This is a genomic window from Thalassobacterium sedimentorum, assembly GCF_031127905.1.
GTDB lineage: Bacteria > Verrucomicrobiota > Verrucomicrobiia > Opitutales > Coraliomargaritaceae > Thalassobacterium > Thalassobacterium sedimentorum.
On the sequence record NZ_JARXIC010000014.1, the window covers coordinates 94,218 to 115,797 of the forward strand.

The following is a 21,580-nucleotide window of genomic DNA, read 5'->3' on the forward strand; positions in this document are numbered from 1 at the left end:
ATGATTCTGGGCACTCAACATACGCTTGCCCGTGTATCGCTCTCAGCACTTTTTACCGATGGTATGGTCTTGCAGAATTCCACCGCTACGTCGGTTTGGGGATATGCATCTACGGAGAAACGGGTCACAGTCAGTTTGGGAGAGCTCAGTCAGCAGGCGAAGGTTGACCGTGATGGGCGCTGGCTGGTCCGTCTAGACCTGACGGATTTAGGTGTAGGGCCCCATGAATTGAGCATCATCGGGGATGACACATTAGTTATTCGGGATGTGCTGATTGGCCAGGTCTGGCTGGCTTCGGGGCAATCAAATATGGCTCGCACTTTGTATCATTCTCGTGATGCGGAGGCGTTTGCTGATCCAGCAAATGATATGATTCGCATATTTGCAGTGGAGCGAAATCCTTCAATTGAGCCGACTGAAAAAATTGTAGGACAGTGGTATTCATTTAATAAAAATACACGTACTCACTTCTCCTCGGTCGCTTATTATTTCGCACGCAAGTTGCAAGCTGAGCTCGGTGTGCCGGTTGCAGTGATTCACGCCTCGTGGCCTGGTACGAATATTGATTCTTGGATCGGTCTAGAGGCATTGCAGTCGGGGACTCGCTTGAAGCGTATGATTGAACCAAAGCTGCGCTCTGATCGTGACTTCCCTGAACAAAAAAAACTTTGGTTGGAAGCTACAAAAGCTTGGTTGGTCGCTTGCAATCGTGAGGATGTAGAGCCTGATGTCGCTACAGTCGAAGCTTTTGCGGTTCAGCCTATTGTAGCGGATGTGGACGGTTGGACTACTGTGAAAATGCCTAAACTACTGAAAGGTGGACGTGTCCTTTGGTTGCGTAGAGACGTGAGCGTGTCGAAGTCGCAGCAAGGCAAAGACTTCGCAGTTAACTTTGATGAAATCGTTGGGATCGACACGATCTTTTGGGATGGAATCCCCGTCGCAGGTCGAACGTTGGAGTCATTTGGTGGCTCTGGCTTCCGTAGAAGAGATGTTTTACGGCAGTATCATGTCCCTGCAGAGTTAGTGACAGAAGGCACACATACCTTGGCTGTTCGTTTGTATTCGCCATGGGATCAGCTTGGCTTTGGCAGGCGTTCACTCTCGGCGGGAGGCAAAGCGATCACTGGCGAATGGTTTGCCAAAACGGAACGCAGTTTTGATCCGATTCCGGCGGATGTTCAAGTTGTCAATCCCAGTGTTTTTCGAGCTCCACTTCGGCTCTTCAATGTTCCGAGTTCGCTTTATAATGGCATGATTCATCCCTTACTATCTTATAGAATCAAAGGAGTCATTTGGTACCAGGGAGAGAATGATGCGAAGAATGCAGATAATTATCGTTTTGCATTTCCGCTTATGATCCGGGAATGGCGCAAGGCTTGGAATCAGCCAGATCTGGCCTTCTACTGGTGTCAAATTCCTAATTATGGCAGTAAAAAGGATGATCCTGCTGCGGAGTCCAATTGGGCAGAAATTCGGGCGGCTCAATCGATCGCCTTAGATCTTCCGAATACGGGGCAAGCCATTTTGCTGGATGCAGGCGAGGCGGGGGATATTCATCCCAGCGACAAACGGATACCGGGGGCTCGTTTGGCCGCCATTGCTTTAGCTAAATCCTATGGGCAGGATCGAGTTTATTCGGGGCCGCAGTTTAAATCGATGGCCATTGAGGGAGCGCGTGTTCGCGTGACTTTCTCGCATACAGGATCTGGTTTGCTGGCGCAGTCCATGGCTTCGGACTATCTGTATAAGAGCTTACCAGGGCCAGATGACAGGCGTCCATTGATTCGCAACAGTCCTCAGTCTGAAATTGAGGGCTTTGCGATACAAGGCGAGGATCGAGTTTGGCATTGGGCCAATGCTCAAATCGATGGCGTTACCGTGGTGGTGCACTCGCCTGCGGTGCCTCAACCAGTTGCCGTTCGGTACGCTTGGGCGGACAGTCCCACCTTCAATCTCTACAATTTGGATGGCTTTCCCGCCTCTCCATTTTGGGCTGACCGTGATGAGTCACTACCCGCATTCCCTTAAAATAATAAGATTTAAAAAAAGTTTATAACAATGAGTAAAATAAAATATGCTGTAGTCGGCACTGGTGGCCGTATTCCAATGTTTATCGATCCGATTGCGGAAACATACCATGAGAACGCACAAATCGTTGGATTTTGTGATCCGAGTCCAACGCGCATGAAATGGCACTTGGATCGTCTGGTTAAGGCGTACGACTATGCGGATATTCCATGCTATGGAATTGATGATTTCGATAAGATGCTGGTAGAGCAACAACCAGATGTTGTGATTGTATGCACGCCAGACTACTTACACCGAGATTACATTGTGAAGAGTATGGAGCACGGTTGCGACGTGATCACGGAAAAGCCCTTAACGATTGATGCTGAGAGTTGCGCAATTATCATGGAAGCAGTTGAGCGCACGGGGCGGCATTTACGGACCGCCTTTAACTATCGCTGGCAACCTGGCGCAAGTAAGGTGCGTGAGCTAATTGGGTCTGGTACCATTGGTAAGGTGATTCACGTTGATTTCGAATACATGCTGAACACGATCCATGGTGCCGACTACTATCGTCGTTGGCACAGTGATAAATCCTGCTCGGGTGGATTATTTATTCACAAGGCGACTCACCATTTTGATCTGATTAATTGGTGGTTAGATGCGATTCCAGAGTCGGTGTATGCGTTGGGTGAATTGGCATTCTATGGCAAGGAAAATGCCATTGCACGTGGTCAGGAGGCCTGGACGAAGTATGATCGTTATACAGGTGTCGAAGCTGCGAAAAAGGATCCGTTTGCATTGCGAATGGATGAGGATGAAACTTTGAAGCAGCTTTATTATAATGCGGAAGCTGATAGTGGCTACATTCGTGATAAGAATGTCTTCAGAGATGGGATTACGATTGAGGATACTATGAGTGCGCTGATTAAATATCGGACTGGCGTGGTTGCTAATTACTCGCTGAATTCCTACTGCCCACGTGAAGGCTTCGTCGTGACTATCAATGGTGATGGGGGACGGATCGAATACGAGGAACGCAGTGCTTCACACATCATTACTGGCGATAAAGAGATTAGAATGGAAGCGAACCATAAGCGTAGCTTGCACCTAAAAGTTCAGAAACTCTTTGGTGAGCCCTATGAGGTGCCGATTGAGGAAGGCCCGGGAGGGCACGGTGGAGGCGATCCATTGTTACAGGAACAGATGTTTGCGAAGAAGCCGACAAAGGATGAACTAGGACGTAATGCGGCGCATGAGCAGGGGGCTGCCTCGATTCTTGTGGGAGTGGCTGCGAATCAATCTATGGAATCTAAGCTTCCTGTGAATTTGAATGATCTTTGGTCACTCTCACCCGAAGCTAAGCATTTGCATGAGTTAGCATAGTAATTCTGAGTCAATCAATTCACAGGATCAATAATCACTTTTGCTTGAGTCGGGGTTGAGTAGCCATCCCATAGGCTGCACTGACTTGAGGGCGAGGATGCTCATGCCTGTTTCGCGTTTGACCATGCGCATCAAGGATGCGGGTGAATCGTAGGCGAGTATTTCCGCTATCTGAGTAATGGAGAATGTTGTGCGTTTACTGAGGAAGAGAACTGTTTCGAGACGACAACGGGTAATGCATTCTCTCCATGTCATATTGGTGTTGGTGCGAAAAAGGCGGCTGAAGTGGGATGGGCTGAGGCCGGCTTTACTCGCAATCTCTGGCAGGCTGATCTCATCCCAATGCGATCCTCTGAGAACTTCTAGACTTTTCTGTATGCTGGGGTGAGTGGATCGCATCGTATCTAAAAAACGAGTTGAAATATCACATACGCGCGGCCGTGACAGGTCTGAGAGTAGGGAATCACTTGAGGTGGTCTTCAGGAACACCCGTTCCTTGAGTTCCCAGTATTTACAAATACTGAGTACCAGTGGGTAGAGTGCCTTTAGCCGCTCTTTAGTCGTATAATTGTTTTTGTCCGCTGCGCGTCGCAGGCTTGCCTGATTGAGCTGAAATTCTTGGCTAAGACGACTAAGGTTTGCCTCCTGCTCTGCAGCGGGAGGCATCCATGCTTGTCCAATAAAAATAGCGCCAATCGCTCGCTCACCCAGTCGGACAGGGACTATCATATCTGTCAGTCCTGCATGGCAACTGTGAATAAAAGGGCCGTCTGTTTTAAAAGCCATTTGAATCCGTGCATATTCATTTTTGATACACTGTTGGTGTGCTTCAGGCTTTTGTTTGACTGCCATACAGAAAGGTGAGCAATGCTTCAATAGATCTTCATGCAGCTGAGTCTCGGATAGATTTGAGGTGAGAAAGCCTAAGTCATAAAAACATACCTCTAATCCTGTGGCTATGGATAGGCTAGTTAATACCTGTTCTAATTCGCTTTGTTCTTTCATACTGTCGCTTTATTGCGGATTGTCTCGATCTTTGTGTGAGTGCACAAAAAATGCAACTATTATGATATATCTTGCTATTGTCGAATGCCGAATATCTGTGTATTATATTTATAACATTAAAGATGATTTCGGATCAGCAATGCGGCCTTTGAAGTATCGATTGTTTATCCAGGCAGCAGGGAAATACGAAGAGCTGCGGTCTTAATTTGGAATGAAATGAAAAATAAATATAGATCTTATCAGCAGCTGATGTCTCTTTTTATCTTCTTCGCGACATTATGTTCCAGCGTGACAGTTCATGCGTTGGAAATTAAGCGAGTCGACGATCCTTGGGATAACTACTATGCGTTGGAGGATGAGTCGCTCGGGGAGGTTATTGGAACTGATGGCATTGAGCTATCCGTGGCTCGTAATGAACATCCTGTAGCCGCTGTAGAACTCTTCAATGATACGAACTCTACGCTGTTTTTGCGATTATTGGTCAAAGGACCGCAGGATGTGCTCACATTGCGTGAAGGAGTGCATGTTCGAGTTCGTTTGGGACAGCTGGTAGCCGATGTCTTACCGGAAATTGGTGCGGATGGGGGGCTTGCGATTGCCGCAGGCGAGAGTCGGCAATTGTGGGTCGACTTCGATACCGAGCAACTCGAAGTCGGTCAGCATGTTTGGCAGTTGCAGGTGGTTGATCTCGTTGGCGGAGCGCTACATGAAATTGACTTTGAATTGACTTTGAACTCATTAATTTTGCCGGAAGAGCATCCTCTCTCGCTAGTCGTATGGGATTGCAGCTTACAGGAGTCACGGGGGCTGGCGCAGGAGATTCGGGCTGACGAACTCACCAATGGCTATGTGAATGCCTTTCACGTCATCGATAAAGCCCCGGCTCTTTTTTCAGCGGTTGGCGAGATGATTGAAGCCCCCGATTTTACCGAACTAGATGCAACGATCATTCCGTTGATTGGTAAAGGACAACTGTTATTACGTTGTGCGACACCTCGACTGTTCCTTGCTGGCGGGAATCGTCTTTCAATTGAGACGGAACTGGGACAACAGGCTTATGCTCAGTGGGTGCAGGCTTTATTAGTGCACTTAGATAAGCTTGGGCTGACTTACGATGATTGGGTGCTTTATCCATACGATGAGGATATTCGGGACCATTATTACTATACTGTAAAGGTGGCCAAATCAGTTGACTCAAAGATTCGGACTTATGCCAATCCAACTCTTAAATCCAAACGCGCACATTTGGACCGACTGATTGACGAGGACTTAGTTGACTATTTACAGCTTCACCATGCCTACTACCAACTTGGAGATAATCCAGCATATATAGAGCAGCTGCGCCAAAAGTATAATGGCACTCTATCGATTTACTGGTGCCCAGTCGTTCAAAAGCGTCTCGATCCAGTAGGTTTTTATCGCAGAATGGCTTGGGTCGCGTGGAATCACGGTTTATCGGGCACTGGCTATTGGACCGTGTATGGTTTGGGCGGTCATCAGAACCAGGGAGATTGGGGCGGTACTGCTTGGGATGATTTTCGATCTAGGACGGCCAATCCCACAACGCTTTATAACGGTAGAAACGATATCCTCATCCCTAGTCGTCGTTGGCGAGGATTTCGGGCCGGCTTGGAGGACTATCTCTATCTCGATTTATTGGAGCAGCAGTTGGCTACGCAGTCGAGCGACGAGGGTAACCAGTTATTACGTCAGGCCCAGCGAATTTATGTCGATGATTTCTCTCCACAAGAAATCAACAGTCTCCGTAAAGATATAATCGCTTATCTCAATTAAGATGCAATCCACTTTAACTTTTTTGCTAGTCATTCTTATTATGATTGGATCGTTAACCAGGGTTCTCGGCGAGCAGCAAGTGTTGCAAGTTGGGGCTTATTCGCCTGGTGAGAATCTCTCCGCTTGGCGGTCTGAAATCCGTCGAGGAAGCATTGAGTCCAAATTACTTGGAAATTCAAAAGTCGCTGCTTTGCAGGCCGATGACTTGAATTCCTTCGTATATCTCTCGGCTCCGCTGGTCGAGGCGACGCTTGGTAAATCCTATGAAGTGACAGTGTACACTTTTAATACGACGACGGCGGCCCAGTTGATCGTGACGGAAGGATTTATCTGGGGAGAGCCTCATGGACTGGCCGGGCGCTATTTTCGAAGCCGTGGAACAGGGGATGGCGAGATGGATGAACTGCGTGTGAAATTCGAGGTGAATGCCTTGCCGGCTTATGTGAATATTGGCATTCTAGATGGTGAGGGCGAGATGACCGTGCAAGAAGTCACCATTCGTGAAATATCGCGTTCTGAGGCCTTGGAGGATTCTGCTGAGGCGGGGGCCTATCGAGACATTAGTCGGGAGCAAACTCTACGTATTGGACTGGTTCGATTTGATGAAGTGGCACAGTTTCACCTTGAGAATCCGCAGTTATCTTCAACTTTACGCGAGGCGTTGTTCAGTGATCTCAAACGTGCGAAGGCAATAGAACGAGAACTAGAACTAGATCAGAGCGACGAATCACTTGCGAGGGCTGATCTCGCCCTCAGTGAGTTTGAGAAAATTACGGTATTTTTTAAAGATGAAGTGAACCCTGATGTGATTCCCATTTCTAGGGCCGAGAGTGAGGTGACTGTAGGACTGATGAACTTATTTCTAGATACTTCAGTGTGGGCTCGATTGGAATCTTCTAATCCGGCAGTCAACTATCGACAGGTGATCCCCGGCACTTCGCTGTCCTTTGACTTAAACGAGGGAGATTTAATAAATTTACCCGTTGGTGAAATGGTTCACTTACGAATTATTGGGGCAACTGAGAAGAGTGAATTGACCCTCTATCCGCTCGATCATTTCGGATCGGATGTCAGGCGTTCTTTACAGTTCGTTCTTCAAGACTCAAACGCGACTGCATCTCCTGAAGGTGCGAGCTCGGGCGAATTGAGTGAATAATAATTAATTGATCAAAATCGATACGACTATGAAATCTGAATATTCGAAACATAACTTGGAATGCGACATTTTGGTTGCAGGTGGGGGCGCTGCAGGTGTGCCGGCTGCGCTTGCTGCTGCGCGGCAAGGACGTAAGGTGATTCTTGTGCAAGATCGACCTGTGCTGGGCGGCAACGCCAGTAGTGAGGTGCGGATGCATATCGTCGGAGCGGATTCCTATCGTCCGAATGCGGACTTGGTTTTAGAGCCGCGTGAAAGTGGTATAGTCGAAGAGATTCGCTTGGAAAATGCGCTGCGTAATGCGCAGCGATCACCTTCCATGTTTGATCTGATCTTGTATGAAAAATGTCGTGCAGAACCGAACCTGACACTGATGCTGAACACCTCGGTGGTGGCTGCAGAGGTCGAAGGACGCAGTATTCGTCGCGTGTTGGCGATGAGAGCGTCGACGGAGGATTCTTTTGAAATCTCGGCGAATGTATTTGTTGATTGCACGGGTGATGGTGGATTGGGAGTCGCCGCAGGGGCGGCGTTCCTGAGAGGGCGTGAAAACAAGGAGTTTCGTGATGAGTCTCTGGCCTTAGATCAAGCGGATGAGAAAACACTAGGTTCTACTTTGTTGATTATGGCTCGTCGTCATGAACAGCCGATGCCCTTCATTGCGCCTCCATGGGCACGGAAGTTCACGGAAGAAGATTTAAAGCTCCGACCTCATGCGACTGCGGGGGCTGACTATGGCTTAGAATATGGTTTTTGGTGGGCCGAGTGGGGCGGGCACCTCGATACGGTTAAGGACAACGAATACATTCGTGATGAGCTGCTTGGTATCATTATGGGAATTTGGGATCACATCAAAAATGATGGAGATCATGGTGCAGACAATTGGGCCTTGGACTGGTTTGGTGCGATTCCTGGTAAGCGTGAAAGTCGCCGTTTTATAGGGCAATATATTTTGACTCAGGACGATGTGCTGGAATCCAAACCACAGATGGATGCCATCGCCTATGGTGGTTGGCCTGTTGATATACATCCGCCAGAAGGTGTGGATGCTCCAGAGCAACCACCCGGCACCCCTACGGAGGTTCCTTATTTGTATGACATTCCGTTGCGCTGTTGCATTGGCCGTGACCTGGATAACTTAATGTTCGCTGGGCGAAATATATCTGCCACTCACGTGGCTTTTGCGTCCACGCGGGTAATGGCTACCTGCGGCGAACTAGGAGAGGGCGTCGGGATCGCGGCATCCGTTGCGGTCGAGCTCGGTGTTGAGCCAGGGCAACTTTGCGAGACTGCAGGCGCTGTTGAAGAGATTCAGCAACGAATCCTAAAAGCAGACGCTTATCTAATCGGTAAGGAATTTACGGATACTGAGAATTTGGCTGCGGTCGCATCGATTACTGCGTCGAGTGAGCAAAAGAATGGAGCCGCTACAAATGTGATATCGAGTCAGAATCGAGCCGTCATGGGAGCTCTGGGGGGCATTGAGGCGGGCCGGGAAGTTCCGGGGACGCACCGATGGATGAGTGACCCCAAAGTGACGTTGCCTGCTTGGATCGAACTGCGCTGGCCTGAACCCGTTACGGCCTCAACTCTGGAAATGACCTTTGATACAGGGCTCCATCGCTTATTGACGCTGAGCCAATCCGATGGCTATGCCTGTCAAATGTGCTGGGGGAAGGGGCAGCCGGAATGTGTTAAAACCTATCGGGTGGAAGTGGATACTGGATCTGGTTGGGAAGAGCTGGCTAAGGTCGATCTTAACTGGCAGCGACAATGTAAACATACACTGGATGTTGTAAAACCAATCCAAGCGATCCGTATCCTGGTTGATGAGTCTTGGGACCTGGATCACGCACGTATCATACACCTGGGTGTTTACGCCTAAACAACAAAGAATTTAGACAATGACTAAAGTAGACTGTTCAGAAGACCTATCCATGATACAAAGCTATCAACTTGCCTTAGAGCCCGTGCAAGCATTCGATTCGGCTAGAGTCCAATTTATATCTGCGGGGCGCATGGAAGGGTGGCGCGCGACGGTTTCAGTGAAGCTACCGGATACCGCTGCTTTCTTTATGCGAAACCGCGAGTCGTTGGTTTCATCTGAATTTGGACCGGATGTCAGAGCTCAGGTGTCCTGCTTTGATGGTGACTTAAATAGTCAGGGATTGGTCATTCTCGGTGATACCCAGAGCCATATCTATGTGTTGATTGGTGCATTGTCTGCCGAGCGGTCTTTGACCTATTTTTCTGTGCATGTTAGACAAAAACGCCTAAATCGGGTTTCTATTTGGCAACCTGATGTCAAGGCAGAGGCGGATGTGGAACCTATCATCGTATTAGAGGGCAATGACTGGCGTGAGTTGTTGAAAGCGTATGCAGAACGTACCCGCGAGTATGCAAAGATGGAGCCACTTGCAGTGGAGTCAGCTTCTCGCCTCGGGTATTGCTCTTGGTATTACACTTACCAGAACGTCACGGAAAGTGAATTCACTGAAAGTCTCGCCGTTTTACGTGAGCACAAGGAGGCGTTTCCAGTGAAATATGCTCAGATCGATGATGGCTATCAGAGTCATCATGGAGATTGGTTGGTCACCAATCAGAATTGGCCCTCTTCTCTGGAGCAGGTCGCAGGCAAAATATCGGGTACCGGCTTCGTTCCCGGTATTTGGGCGATGCCTTTGCTGGCGACCACGACCAGCGAACTTTTTAAGGAGCATCCGGATTGGTTTATACAGGACCCGCATGCCGAAGGTGCCTTGATCATCCCGGGGTGGTCACCGCCGCCAGAAGAGCGTTGGGTGTGTCTGGACGGGAGTCATCCCGGAGCACAGGGATACCTGAAGCATGTCTTTTCCACTCTTTATCGTTGGGGGTATCGCTATTTTAAGTTAGATGGCTTGGGCCTGTCTTATCCCGATGGTCGACGTCATGATCCCCATTCAACTGGTATTTCCTGCTTACGTGAATGTCTTCGTATTATCCGTGAGGCGACGGCGGATTCGATTATTCTTAGTTGTGGTGGGCCGCTGTTACCATGTCTAGGACTTGCCGAACACGCGCGCATCAGTGGCGACACTGGGAAATTTTGGAAGGCGGAAGGCGTGCCTGGTCTAGCGGGCCTGCGTGCGATGGATGATTGGGAAACGCAAGATCCGGCCATGCCATCGCTTTCCAATGCCTTGCAGCAGTCTTTACAATCATGGTGGCGCTATGATCGATGGTTTCGAGCGGATCCGGATGTGGTCATGTTACGGGATGAAAACACCAATTTGACTGAAGGTGAAGCGCGTATGTCTGGCTTGGTCGCAATGATGACAGGTGTCGTATTTACCAGTGATCGACTCGATCGGATGGGGCAGGAACGCATCGATTTATTGGCACGAGTCTCCGCATTGAGACTGCATGACATGGAGCCTTTACATCTTGAGCAACGGGGGCCTTTAAGTCTTTTTATCGGACGACAGGGGCAGCGCAAAGCACTCGCGATCTTTAACTGGTCTTCGAGTTCAGTTACTTACGATCTCGCCAACAGCGGTTTGTTTGCTGGGTCAGTGCAGGAAGTATTACAGCCTTGGGGACATTTATCTGACTTGTGCGAAATTCCGAAGCGCGATGCAATCTTACTCGTCGAATTGGAATGCGAACCAGAATTCTAGAGCTAGAGCGTTTCTCAGAAGTCTTTGCGCTTATACTACAACTAAGAATTGAGAATATGCTCAACGGCTAAAGCCGTCACTCTTACCTCTGACTGCATCTCCTCAGGTAAGAGTGAGCGCTTTTGGGCATGAGGCGGCTCATTTAGATTTCTTCATTTCGTAATACGATTTACGTAATTACTTTTGAGAAACGCTCTAATCTCATAAGTTTTCTGAGATTGAGTGGAGAGATCTTGTCAAAAAATTGTTCCTAGTCTGAAAGAATGTTCTCCCAGCTGTAGCGATTCAATCGTGGGGTAAACCCGCTCGCTACGTTGTTTGTCACCAGGATCGATGATTCGTTGACCGACCTTAGTATTCTGGCGTCAATACTGGGAAATTGAGAGAGGTTGTCTGTCAGGTTTATTGTGAGCTTTGCTCTACTTACGGCTTAGCTTCTCCACTGGGGCGGCTGAATTGTGAGGCGAGTTCGGGTACTTCGACTTCCATTAAATTTAGGACCCATTGCGCGACTGTGGCACTGCCAGAGGTAGAAAAATGAGTGCGATCTGTCGTGCCGCTTGGGCTGAAGCTTAGAGCTTCTTCCGCAGTTAGTTTAGAGAATTCATCGAAGCTATATTGATGCAAGTCCAGGCAGGGAACTTCCATCTCTTCAGCGACAATTTGCACCGCTTCGGCATACGCTTCGAGGCTGTCTTTAAGCTGACCATTGCTTTGATAGCTCCGCCGGCAAACGGGTGTGATGAGGATTGGCTTTGCCCCTTGTTCGCGTGCTTCTTTGATGTAGCGTCGCAGATGATCACGATAGTCGGTTTCAGGCGCACTTTCACGTTCAGGGCCTTTGCCTTTTTGGTCATTGTGCCCAAACTGAATGAATACCCAATCAGGATTGAGCGCCATTGCGGCATCCCAGCGACCTTCGCTGCGGAAACTGCGGGAACTGCGACCGCCCACTGCTGTGTTGATGACTTTGACAGGATCCGATGTCCAATGCTGTAATGCCCAGCCCCAGCCAGCTTGATCCTTGCCTTTGCTCTTACCTGTTACAGTAGAGTCGCCTACTAGAACAACTACGATTGGCTCTTTGGTGAACCCTTCCTGCGTATTTGTATTTACCTTTGCTTGCTGTTGGGGGACTTTAAGTTGTATGGTGTCCCACTCATGACGCCGATGATAGCTGGCTTTGCTCAGTGGTGCCGTGGATGACAAAGTTGCTTTTTCTTTACTATGGTCGGCGTCGTAGCGACAGAAGGCTAGTTCAAGTGTATATTGATGTTGGTTGCGGGGCAAATTAATGGATTCCCAAGGGAGAAATACGCGAGCCTGCCAGCGATTGTTTTCTGTATCTACGGTGACTTCGCTGTGAATGAATTCTGGGTCGGATATTAGGAAATCTTCAAAAGTTTGTGTTCCTTTTCTATAAGCTTTAAAACTGTGCTCGTCCCACGCTAACTGTAAACGTTGATTGTTGGGCGTGATGTGTAGTTCCCAATAAGCGGACTGCCCTGGAGTGCCTACAAAAATTTCTAGAACGTCGCCGAGTTCCCAGGTTTTTTGATTCAATTCTGTGGCATCGCTGTAAATGTCTTCGTCCTCCAAGTTCACAACAATATCGAGGCCCGCTGTATTGGGTGTCAGCTCTACTGTCGCCGGGCGGAAGTCTTCGCTTTCTTTTTCCAGCCACGTTTGTTTGAAGCTTAGTTTGTGCTGCGGCGTATTATAGAGCATGGATTCTGAATGCGAGGAAAGTGATGAGGACATAGCAGAGAGTAATGAGGTAATAAGTAGTGAGCAGACGAGTACTATTGTATAGAGATTTAGATGTATCATTGTTAAATTTATAGTTAGCATTAATTGTATGGGGACTCGTCGACTAGTGTCGATGTCGCATTGTCTTTCCGGGATTCCATTTGCCTTCTAGCATGTGAACCCGCCGTTGAGAAGGAGTGCCTCGCTCGTTTTTTGGGGTATGAGCAACTAGTGTATCGACCGCCAGCGCGCCGACATTGTGCAAGAGTTCGTTCACGCCTGAACAATTTTTATAATCTGGCCATGTTGGGGAGAGTGCCAGTGAGACGAGGGCAATGTCATCGTGAATTTTTAATCCATAATCATTACAGGCAGACATAATTATGGGATTGTGGTAAAAGATCGCATCCGGTAGCCATAATGATTTGCTTGTTGTATTGCGCCCTAATACTAGGCTTTCGAGTGTTTTTCTGTCTGTCCTGTGATCCACGCGATTGTTTGACCACTGGCAATGGGTTGTTTGGTTTCGTCCGAAACTAAAGGATTATGGCTCAAGGTTCTTGATACAGTGACCTGACTCATGTTGAGTAATTGAGCGAGATCCCTTTGGAGAATACGTTTGGGAGGTTCCATGAGTGTAGCGGTAGCATTTTGTGCTCCAAAAAACAAGTCTATGAATCAGTATTCATCGAGGAATGCTTGTTATGTACTAAATTTCGGTGTGGAATTATTATCTATGACATCTACTAACCAAAATTCATATTCCTTCTTTTCAGTTTTTCAAAAAACACTAGTCGGTTTCGCTGGTTTATCACTTGGCTTAAGCGTTGGCACAGCTGCTACGGATATTTCGGAGTCTTTTACGTCGGAGACACTCCCTGCCGATTGGACGGATAGCTACTACAATGGGACTGCGCCTGATCCGAATTATGCCATTGATATCGTGGGTGTGGGTGGAGGCATCGATATGTTGCGATTACAACGTTACTCAGGCCATGCAGCTGCTAGTAACGTGGCTTACTACTACACGGGGACAACTGGAGATGTAACAAATGGCGTGCTGGGGGATTTTTCTGCGACATTGAATGTTCAAACCAAACAGACGAGCAGCCAAGCCGCTAGTACGCAAGGAGTCATGGTTGGAGCTCAATCGACGACTTACGCGAGTACTGGCTTTTATGTCGCCTATGATCTAGATGGACTTTATATCTACGAGAATCCTACGAGCCATACAAGCAACGGGACTCTCCGAGATTCCGACGCTTTTGATAGTTCGATTCTTGCAGATACCACTTATGAACTGGGGATTTCGGTGAATGGTAATGAATTGATTGCTTCTTTATCATCTGGAGCCACCGAGTTGGGCACAGTCTCATATACTGCGGGTGCTGATATCGAAGGCTTATTTGGTGTGCGATCTGCATTTGGTAATTCGGGAATTAGTGCCTATTTTGGAGACGTTGAAATTACAGCAATACCTGAGCCATCGAGTTTTGCTTTGCTGGGTGCGATGGGAGCGCTACTCTTCGTCGTTTCTCGTCGATCAGTTCGCTAATCGGTTTACCTTAGCTTGGTTACTTTCCGTACAGTTTTCGTCATCAGACATTAGGATTGAGAGAGCATTGCTTCAGAAGAGCTTCTCTGTCCTCAGCTCCTAATGTCGACGGATTTATTGGGCACTTATCTACTGCGGACAGTTCGCCTGAGGATAGTCTATCTAAATTTTGCATTAAACAATTTAGATTGGCTCTATGTCTGTAGCTAGTGATCAATTACTAGTTTACGCTTCTTTAGTGCTAGAGTCGAAAGCTCTTTTTCTAGGTTTCATTCTTATTGATAGTTACTCATAACAAATAGTATATGTTGATCACAAGCTATAGAGATTTAAAAGAAGCTCGGAGCATTCCATCTAGAAAAGGTGGCTTCGCTTTGGTGATCAGTTTGACGCTAATGGGCTTCGTTTTGACGCTATTGATTACTTTAATTGCTATGGTGCGTGTGGAAACTCAAGCTTCGTTCCAGCGTCAGTCGATTGCGCAAAGTCGTATGAACGCCTTATTGGGTTTAAACGTGGCACTGGGGCAATTGCAGAAATTTGCGGGTCCAGATCGTCGTGTTTCAGCACTTGCGGATTTGGGGCAAGGTGGCAGCGGTGCTATCACTTCAAAGTCTGGTGCCCACTATTGGACTGGGATTTGGGGAAATGCGGCAGAAGTTGAAACCTTGAGTAGTGAGCCTCGGTTGTTGAATTGGTTAGTTAGTGGCAACGAGCACATTGATTTTACGACATCTGCATCTGGGAGTGTGATTACCAATACTGAGGCGACTTTTACGCCTGATATGGGAGCGATTCCAAGTGTAACTCATGGCGCGTCTGCCCTAGACGATTTGGAGAACGGAGGCCAACGCTGGAGTTTGTTGTTGGGCGGCAATACTCGCGGGGAGTTACCAGGAGATGAGAATGGATATGTTCTGGCTCCGATTGTTGCTGTTCCTAGTGAAGGTCAAGGAACTGGTGGGTATGCTTACTGGGTTGGCGATGAAGGGGTGAAAGCTCGTGCCAACTTGATCGAAAGTGATACGGTTCTTTACCCTAGATCAGAGGATGAGGAAGAAATGTCTGAACTGAGATACCGACGTCCTTCTCGCTATGGTCTGGAATCTATGGAGGATCCTTGGTTAGTGGATTTTTCTGTGATGACTGATCCGGATGGTTCACTCGGGAATCAGCTTCGTGGGAAACTCGATCGCCTCTCTTCGGTTTCTGGCTTAGCATTACTAGATGAGATCAATGACGTTTTCCCTAAAGAGCATTTCCATGATGTGAGTTTATGGAGTCGAGGCGTGCTTTCAAATACTCTAGGGGGAGGCCTTAAAAAAGATCTGACTGCAGCCTTTGCTATGGGGACGGATCAGAGTGATGAGCCAGTGGGGCTCATCTGGGAAGATGTCAAAACTCAGGTCGCTGGCAATCTGGGTCCAGCATGGCAGTTGTTGCGCTCATGGTATCAATTTTCTGATATCGTTGGAACTTCTTTGCCAGTCAAGAAAATCGATTGGGATGGTAACCATGCATTGACCCCTGTGATCGCTCACTGGCAGTTTTTCGTTGAGGGCAGGGTCGAGGTGGTGAACGCAGTGACCAATGAATATCGATTAGGTTTTAGAATGTATCCAGCACTCGTGTTGTGGAACCCCTATGATGTGGCGCTTCAGGAGCAGACCTTTACATGTGATTATGCGAATGGAACGATCAATGAACCGAATCGCATGGCATTTATGTTGCGCGTTTGGAAAAATGGCAGCGAGGATTTACCAGCAGCTTTTGATGCAGATGCCCAGATGATTGCGCCTTGGACACTAGAAAGTGATAGCGGTGGGGATCCGGTTCCATTTCGCTTTACTGTAGATAGTGGCAGGATGGAGCCTGGGATGGCTTACATTTATACTATGGAGCAGGATGTTACTTATGCAGATGCTGAGGGTGCAGATAACTATCGTTTGGTCCGTGGATGGAATTTCGACGGAGTGAATCCCGCAGCAGTGATTGCTTGGTCGGGGCAAACTTTCACATTGCCGGAGGCGGATGATCCAGATGATTACACCGTCAGTTACTGGATTAGTGGTGGTTCAGCAGGTGCTGATTTAAATAATCTCGATTGGAATGATTCGATCTCAGGAGTGAACAACAATTTGGACTGGGGCTTGATTGGAAGAGAAGCTTTGGAACTCAATATCCCTGGTACGAGTGGCAGCCTACGCGTGCAATCGATCGAGGAGATTAATGGCTCTTTCAGAACCAGTCTTTCTCCGGACCTGTGGAAACGCGGTTCAGCACCTTCACTGTCTACTGCCTCGAGTCGTGGGAATGCTGGTTTTTATGGGCAACGTTGGACTTTAAAGGCAACGGAAACTTCGCCTCTGTATCTTACTGGATCTTCAACTGAGTTGGAATATAACAATCCAATTCGCTGGCTCGCTAATTTTAATCCGCGAGCATTATTTTCGACACGTTCGCCATTCGAAAATCAAAGTGTCGCTAGTAATGGATATTTTAATAACAATCCGAGCTATAATCGAGTGACCCAGCAAAGTGACCGAGCCAGTTCGTTTTTTGACCCAGCCAGTCCGTCCTTCTTGATTGATTTCGACCCAGACAGTTGGACAGTTCCTGTTGGAATGAGCCAATCTCTTCTCAGTGCGAGTCCACCACCGGTGATACTTTTTTCGGTGCCACGACCAGAGTCTCGCATATTGTCAATTGGGGCCTTGCAACACGCTAATCCATTTCGACCTGCCAGCACCTCCGGGGCCATCTGGGCGACCAACACTGCGCCCGCATACACGATTGGTAATTCTCTTGCGAACCCACGGATTGGTTTGGATCGGTTTCGATTAAAGGCCAACGAAGTCACTCATAAAAATGGAATCTATGGATCTTCGGATTACATGCTCGATCATTCCTATATCTTGAATCGATCTTTGTGGGATAAATACTACTTTTCGAGCGTTCCTCAAGCACCTGAAGAGGTTTCGTTTCCATTAGATAATGCTCTGTATTCTCGTTATGGAGGCGGTAGTGATTTAGATTTACGCAACTATGACGAAGCGGCGGCAAACCTTATGGTCGAAGGGGCTTTTAATATCAATTCGACTTCGGAAGCAGCCTGGCGTGCACTACTTGCGAGCTTTAATAACATCCCAGTCAATGGAGAGGTGATGTTGAATCAATCGGCGTATCCGCGCACTGCGATTCCTTCAGCAACTTCATTTGACCCTGATTCGGTGACGGAAGCTAGTATTTCCGAAGGAGCCTATAATGGAGGATTTCGTTATTTGACGCAGACTCAGATTAATGCACTGGCTCAAGCGATTGTGAGTGAAGTTAAGCTTAGAGGACCGTTTGTTACTTTGTCAGACTTTGTGAATCGTTCACTCGCTGGAGGCGAACACAGCCAATTGGCGGGGGCCTTAGCTTCTGCAATCGGGCAGACTGATATCAATGCTGGCTTCGATGGAGAAACTTCAGAACTGAAAAGTGGGGCAAGTATGGATGCTGCCGAAAATCTATCTGCGGTCGCAAATGAAGGTCAAACTGCCAGCCATGTTCCAGGCTGGGTGAGTCAAGCGGATTTACTGCAGTCTTTAGGGCCGATTTTATCGGCACGTTCGGATACCTTTATTATTCGTGCGTATGGGGAAGTGCTTAATCCAACTTCAGGAGAAGTGGAGGGGCGTAGCTGGTGTGAGGCAGTCGTTCAACGCTATCCCGATTATGTCAATGGTGCTTTGGCTTCAGCCAATCCAGATGCCAGTAATCAAACTTTCGGCAGGCGCTTTAAAATCGTCTCATTTAGCTGGCTATCTTCCGATGAAATCTAATGCGATTCCAAAAAACAAATTTTAAGCTCATTCTGCTATTCTCGATTTGCTCGTTGTTTTCGACCAGTCTTTTCGGGCAGAGTCATTTGGTAGATAATGAGCGCGTTGGAGTTCGTTCTATCCGGTTCTTTTATTATAGTAGTGTTTCTAGTGATACGATCGGGGAAGGAGATCCATTCGCTGATTTTAAATTCATCAATGATAACGAAATCGATGCGCGCGCGCTGACTCCGAATGCACTCTCGGAGGTGATCAGCTATGACGGAGCTGTGCCAGTGGAATTGTTCCGTGAAGAAATGACCGAATCCGGAGTGGAGCGTATTCCTCTGGCTGAACTTAAATTTCCAAGAGAGTGGAAAGGTGTACTGTTTTTTGTAATACGTGATTCCTCAAACCCTCATTTTGGTTTTAAGTTTTTTCCAATAGAATATTGGGGGCCATCTATTCCAGATCATAATATTCGTGTAATGAATCTGTGTGGGAAATCGATGGGGTTTCAAATTGGAAAAGAGAAGGCGAAAGTTCCTAGTCTTCAATTTGAAGATGTACCGATGTCTAGTGGGGAGCAACCGATGCCATTTCGTATTGCGATGTTTGATGAGGATCTTGGCGGGCGCATGCTGCTTTCGTCGATGATTCCTCCCTTTCGATCCAGTCGAGTGCTGATGATTACTTATCCTACTGGACGTTCTGGAACGGGAGTTCGAACACTCAATGTTACTGATTTACCCGGTTTATCTACTGAACGGTGAAGTCAGTCGCTACGGCGAAGTTATCAGTGATCTACTGAGCTAAGTTTATACCAAGAATATATAGAGAAAATATGAAGTTCATAAGAATTACTGAGCATCTGCTAGGCAGATTTTTACTATTGATTGCTTCGGCTGCATTCCTGTCGGCTGCGCCGTTTGTGTTAGTCGAGAATGGAGCTCCCGCTGCGGTTATTGTAGTTGCAGGCTCTACGAGTGAATCGGTCAATGACGCGGTAGATGAATTGAATTATTGGCTAGAGCGTATCGCAGGTGTAGGGCTGCCTGTTATTGAAGCGTCCGAATGGAATGGTAGCGATCCGTATGTCGCTATTGGGAGTAGTTCACTCACCGAAACTAAGGGATGGAGTCGTGAACCTTTTTCGCAGGAAGAGGCCCGTGTATTTATTGAAGAAGATGGCATTGGGCTGCTCGGGAATGATTCAGCGCCTTCGCCTGATGTTGAATGGACGGGCACGTATTATGCAGTCCTTGAGTTTGTTCAGCAAGAACTCGGAGTTCGATGGATTTGGCCGGGGCCCAGTGGCGAAGTATTCACGCCGCGTTCCCGAGTCGTTGCTGAGTTAGGGAGTTGGTCGTGGAGCCCTGATTTGTTTGTGATTCGGATGTTGAGGAATGGGTACTCGGGATCTCTTGCACGGTCCAGTGCGCGAAGCATGAAAACATATTTTGATATTACGTTAGATCCTGAAAAATGGGGAGGATTAGGTGAGGAGCATGATCAATGGCTTAAGCGGGAGCGCATGGGATATCCAACTAACATTGCTTTCGGTCACGCGTTTTCAAAGTGGTGGGATCGCTACAGTGAAACGAAACCAGAATGGTTTGCACAACCTCCTGAGGGCTTGACCCAGAGGGGAGGGCATGGCGTGAAACTGAATCTTTCTAATTCTGAATTGCAGGATAAAATCTATGCGGATTGGTATGTTGAATGGCAGGAAGATCCGATCAAAAATCGCAACCTGAATTTAGCTCCCAATGATAGCCGTGGCTTTGATACACGCCCGGAGACACGCGCATGGGATGCTCCTGAGGTTAGAACCATGACTGACAAGGAGGTTTATAATGGAAGTGAGACAGTGCTGACAGATCGCTATGTTAAGTTTTGGAATCTTTTAGCACGTAGAATTAAGAAAGTCGACCCTGAGGCGACCGTTTCAACATACGCATACCGAAATTACCAAAAGCCACCTCTTGATCAGGAACTTCAAGTCGAGTCAAATGTAGTTATCGCGTATGTTGGTGGGGAAGGTTATTATCCGGATGAAGGGTTTATTCGTGACGAGTGGAAAGGCTGGAATGATCAAGGTGCTCAACTGAGTTGGAGACCTAATCTATTACATGGCGGGCATGGGATTCCTTACAATTACTCTAAGCAACTTTTTGATGACTTTGATTTCTTCCGCCAGCATGGTTTATTGGGGACCGACTTCGATGCATTAGTAGGGAACTGGTCCGGTCAAGGCTTAGCTTATTATGTTTTAGCAGAGCAACATTCGCGACCTGACGCTAGCTATGAAGTGTTGTGTGAAGAATATTATTCGGCTTTTGGTCCTGCTGCTCAGCAAATACAGGAGTTCAATGAATATTTTGCTGAGCTGACCCAGAATGGTCCGGATTTGTTGCGACGTCCTGGAGTGGTTCCTCGAATGACGTGGGGTGGATGGTGGATTGGACATGTCCGAATCATCCCCATGTTGCTAACCCCTGAAGTGATTGCTGAAGGTCAGCGTATTCTTGCTGAAGCTGAGGAAGCAGTTAGCGTCGCTCAACCGATTTACTCAGAACGTGTGGACCTGATCGTGCGTGGCTTCACGCATACTAAATTAATGAGTGAAGCCTTTGCACAGTTGAATCTTGATGATCCCATGTCAGCGATTTCGCATGACGACGCTATAGATGTATTAAGGCCTTTGTGGGACTTCCGAATGAATCATTTGACTGATTTGGCGATCCCGACCGCACGATATTTTACGATCGAACAGCAAAAGCTTCAGTTGTGGAATTCCTTTCGTGGGAATGTTCCGACTAAGCCAGAATCTCGAAAAATTTATCCATTGCCGGATGGATGGTTCTTTAAGGCAGATCGTGATAATCTAGGAAATGGTGAATTATGGCAACAAGACTGGAGTGATGAAGCCTGGACTCCAGTAGAGGTTGCAATGCCTTGGCGAAAATCACTTCCTGATGAAGACGATAGCCAAGTTGTATGGTATCGCCTGAATTTTGAAGTTCCAGAACTTGCTGATACTGGCGAATTGGTGGTCTTACGTTTTGGATCTGTCGATGCCGAGACGAAGCTTTGGGTGAATGATCAATTAGTCGATGAGCGAGGTTACCCACATGATGGAAACTATGATTCATGGGCACAGTCATTTGAGGTCGATATCACTTCGGTGGCGAAATCAGGGGCAATGAATAATCTTATCCTACGTGTAGAGAGTGAACAGCAGAATGGAGGGATTACCGGACCCGTATCCCTGATTATTGGGGACTAAGCAAATCGCCTCAGTTTAAAATGCTTTTATGCGAGATGAATGCTGAAGAAATAATACCACTTCTAAGAATATATGATCTATAAGCTTGGCCTTAGCGTAGCCTCGAAACTTTGTTTCGGGGAGCGATTGACATCGCCCCGGTTCCGAGAACCGAGGTTACAAAAGATATAT

Annotated in this window: 14 protein-coding genes; 10 read left to right on the forward strand and 4 right to left on the reverse strand. The window is 47.6% G+C overall.

Annotation, left to right across the window (positions count from 1 at the left end; translation table 11 throughout):
• Complete coding sequence (locus QEH59_RS10205; RefSeq protein WP_308985269.1) at positions 1-2,031, forward strand: sialate O-acetylesterase; 2,031 nt, start codon at positions 1-3, stop codon at positions 2,029-2,031.
• Positions 2,032-2,061: 30 nt separating this feature from the next.
• The gene (locus QEH59_RS10210) at positions 2,062-3,396 is read left to right on the forward strand and encodes a Gfo/Idh/MocA family protein (RefSeq protein WP_308985270.1); all 1,335 of its coding nucleotides are present in this window, start codon (positions 2,062-2,064) and stop codon (positions 3,394-3,396) included.
• A 27-nt stretch (positions 3,397-3,423) separates the two neighbouring features.
• Here the strand turns inward: QEH59_RS10210 and QEH59_RS10215 are convergent, their stop codons facing one another.
• Positions 3,424-4,401, reverse strand: a complete 978-nt coding sequence (locus tag QEH59_RS10215) for a PocR ligand-binding domain-containing protein (protein ID WP_308985271.1) — start codon at positions 4,399-4,401, stop codon at positions 3,424-3,426.
• Between the two features lie 216 nt (positions 4,402-4,617).
• On the opposite strand from QEH59_RS10215, the gene QEH59_RS10220 reads away from it, so the two are divergent.
• The 4 genes from QEH59_RS10220 to QEH59_RS10235 are packed head-to-tail and all read left to right on the forward strand — an operon-like array spanning position 4,618 to position 11,010.
• A complete protein-coding gene (locus QEH59_RS10220) occupies positions 4,618-6,195 on the forward strand; it encodes a hypothetical protein (RefSeq protein ID WP_308985272.1) in 1,578 nt (525 codons plus the stop codon).
• Between the two features lie 40 nt (positions 6,196-6,235).
• A complete protein-coding gene (locus QEH59_RS10225; protein WP_308985273.1) occupies positions 6,236-7,351 on the forward strand; it encodes a hypothetical protein in 1,116 nt (371 codons plus the stop codon).
• A gap of 28 nt (positions 7,352-7,379) precedes the next feature.
• The gene (locus tag QEH59_RS10230) at positions 7,380-9,236 is read left to right on the forward strand and encodes an FAD-dependent oxidoreductase (protein WP_308985274.1); all 1,857 of its coding nucleotides are present in this window, start codon (positions 7,380-7,382) and stop codon (positions 9,234-9,236) included.
• A gap of 19 nt (positions 9,237-9,255) precedes the next feature.
• Entirely contained in the window at positions 9,256-11,010 is a 1,755-nt protein-coding gene (locus QEH59_RS10235) for a glycoside hydrolase family 36 protein (protein WP_308985275.1), read from the forward strand.
• Between the two features lie 423 nt (positions 11,011-11,433).
• On the opposite strand, the gene QEH59_RS10240 is transcribed toward QEH59_RS10235, so the two are convergent.
• The 3 genes from QEH59_RS10240 to QEH59_RS10250 all read right to left on the reverse strand — a co-directional run bounded on the left by QEH59_RS10240 (position 11,434) and on the right by QEH59_RS10250 (position 13,392).
• On the reverse strand, positions 11,434-12,771 hold the full coding sequence (locus QEH59_RS10240) for a GDSL-type esterase/lipase family protein (RefSeq protein WP_308985276.1): 1,338 nt from the start codon (positions 12,769-12,771) through the stop codon (positions 11,434-11,436).
• Positions 12,772-12,883: 112 nt separating this feature from the next.
• Positions 12,884-13,138, reverse strand: coding sequence for a hypothetical protein (locus QEH59_RS10245; RefSeq protein WP_308985277.1), 255 nt, complete (start codon positions 13,136-13,138; stop codon positions 12,884-12,886).
• A 71-nt stretch (positions 13,139-13,209) separates the two neighbouring features.
• Positions 13,210-13,392, reverse strand: a complete 183-nt coding sequence (locus QEH59_RS10250) for a hypothetical protein (protein WP_308985278.1) — start codon at positions 13,390-13,392, stop codon at positions 13,210-13,212.
• Between the two features lie 103 nt (positions 13,393-13,495).
• Between QEH59_RS10250 and QEH59_RS10255 the strand changes: the two genes are divergently transcribed.
• The 4 genes from QEH59_RS10255 to QEH59_RS10270 all read left to right on the forward strand — a co-directional run bounded on the left by QEH59_RS10255 (position 13,496) and on the right by QEH59_RS10270 (position 21,409).
• Complete coding sequence (locus tag QEH59_RS10255) at positions 13,496-14,314, forward strand: PEP-CTERM sorting domain-containing protein (RefSeq protein WP_308985279.1); 819 nt, start codon at positions 13,496-13,498, stop codon at positions 14,312-14,314.
• Between the two features lie 305 nt (positions 14,315-14,619).
• A complete protein-coding gene (locus tag QEH59_RS10260; RefSeq protein WP_308985280.1) occupies positions 14,620-18,141 on the forward strand; it encodes a hypothetical protein in 3,522 nt (1,173 codons plus the stop codon).
• Between the two features lie 86 nt (positions 18,142-18,227).
• Complete coding sequence (locus QEH59_RS10265; RefSeq protein WP_308985281.1) at positions 18,228-18,893, forward strand: hypothetical protein; 666 nt, start codon at positions 18,228-18,230, stop codon at positions 18,891-18,893.
• A 71-nt stretch (positions 18,894-18,964) separates the two neighbouring features.
• A complete protein-coding gene (locus QEH59_RS10270; protein ID WP_308985282.1) occupies positions 18,965-21,409 on the forward strand; it encodes a DUF4838 domain-containing protein in 2,445 nt (814 codons plus the stop codon).
• Positions 21,410-21,580 lie beyond the last annotated feature (171 nt).

What these genes read in the sequence shown, in the direction of transcription:
- QEH59_RS10270 (WP_308985282.1), top strand. Translation starts at nt 18,965, where the DNA reads ATGAAGTTCATAAGAATTACTGAGCATCTGCTAGGCAGATTTTTACTA.
- QEH59_RS10235 (WP_308985275.1), top strand. Translation starts at nt 9,256, where the DNA reads ATGACTAAAGTAGACTGTTCAGAAGACCTATCCATGATACAAAGCTAT.
- QEH59_RS10220 (WP_308985272.1), top strand. Translation starts at nt 4,618, where the DNA reads ATGAAAAATAAATATAGATCTTATCAGCAGCTGATGTCTCTTTTTATC.
- QEH59_RS10255 (WP_308985279.1), top strand. Translation starts at nt 13,496, where the DNA reads ATGACATCTACTAACCAAAATTCATATTCCTTCTTTTCAGTTTTTCAA.
- QEH59_RS10250 (WP_308985278.1), bottom strand. Translation starts at nt 13,392, where the DNA reads ATGGAACCTCCCAAACGTATTCTCCAAAGGGATCTCGCTCAATTACTC.
- QEH59_RS10210 (WP_308985270.1), top strand. Translation starts at nt 2,062, where the DNA reads ATGAGTAAAATAAAATATGCTGTAGTCGGCACTGGTGGCCGTATTCCA.
- QEH59_RS10215 (WP_308985271.1), bottom strand. Translation starts at nt 4,401, where the DNA reads ATGAAAGAACAAAGCGAATTAGAACAGGTATTAACTAGCCTATCCATA.
- QEH59_RS10225 (WP_308985273.1), top strand. Translation starts at nt 6,236, where the DNA reads ATGATTGGATCGTTAACCAGGGTTCTCGGCGAGCAGCAAGTGTTGCAA.
- QEH59_RS10240 (WP_308985276.1), bottom strand. Translation starts at nt 12,771, where the DNA reads ATGTCCTCATCACTTTCCTCGCATTCAGAATCCATGCTCTATAATACG.
- QEH59_RS10205 (WP_308985269.1), top strand. Translation starts at nt 1, where the DNA reads ATGATTCTGGGCACTCAACATACGCTTGCCCGTGTATCGCTCTCAGCA.
- QEH59_RS10245 (WP_308985277.1), bottom strand. Translation starts at nt 13,138, where the DNA reads ATGTCTGCCTGTAATGATTATGGATTAAAAATTCACGATGACATTGCC.
- QEH59_RS10260 (WP_308985280.1), top strand. Translation starts at nt 14,620, where the DNA reads ATGTTGATCACAAGCTATAGAGATTTAAAAGAAGCTCGGAGCATTCCA.
- QEH59_RS10230 (WP_308985274.1), top strand. Translation starts at nt 7,380, where the DNA reads ATGAAATCTGAATATTCGAAACATAACTTGGAATGCGACATTTTGGTT.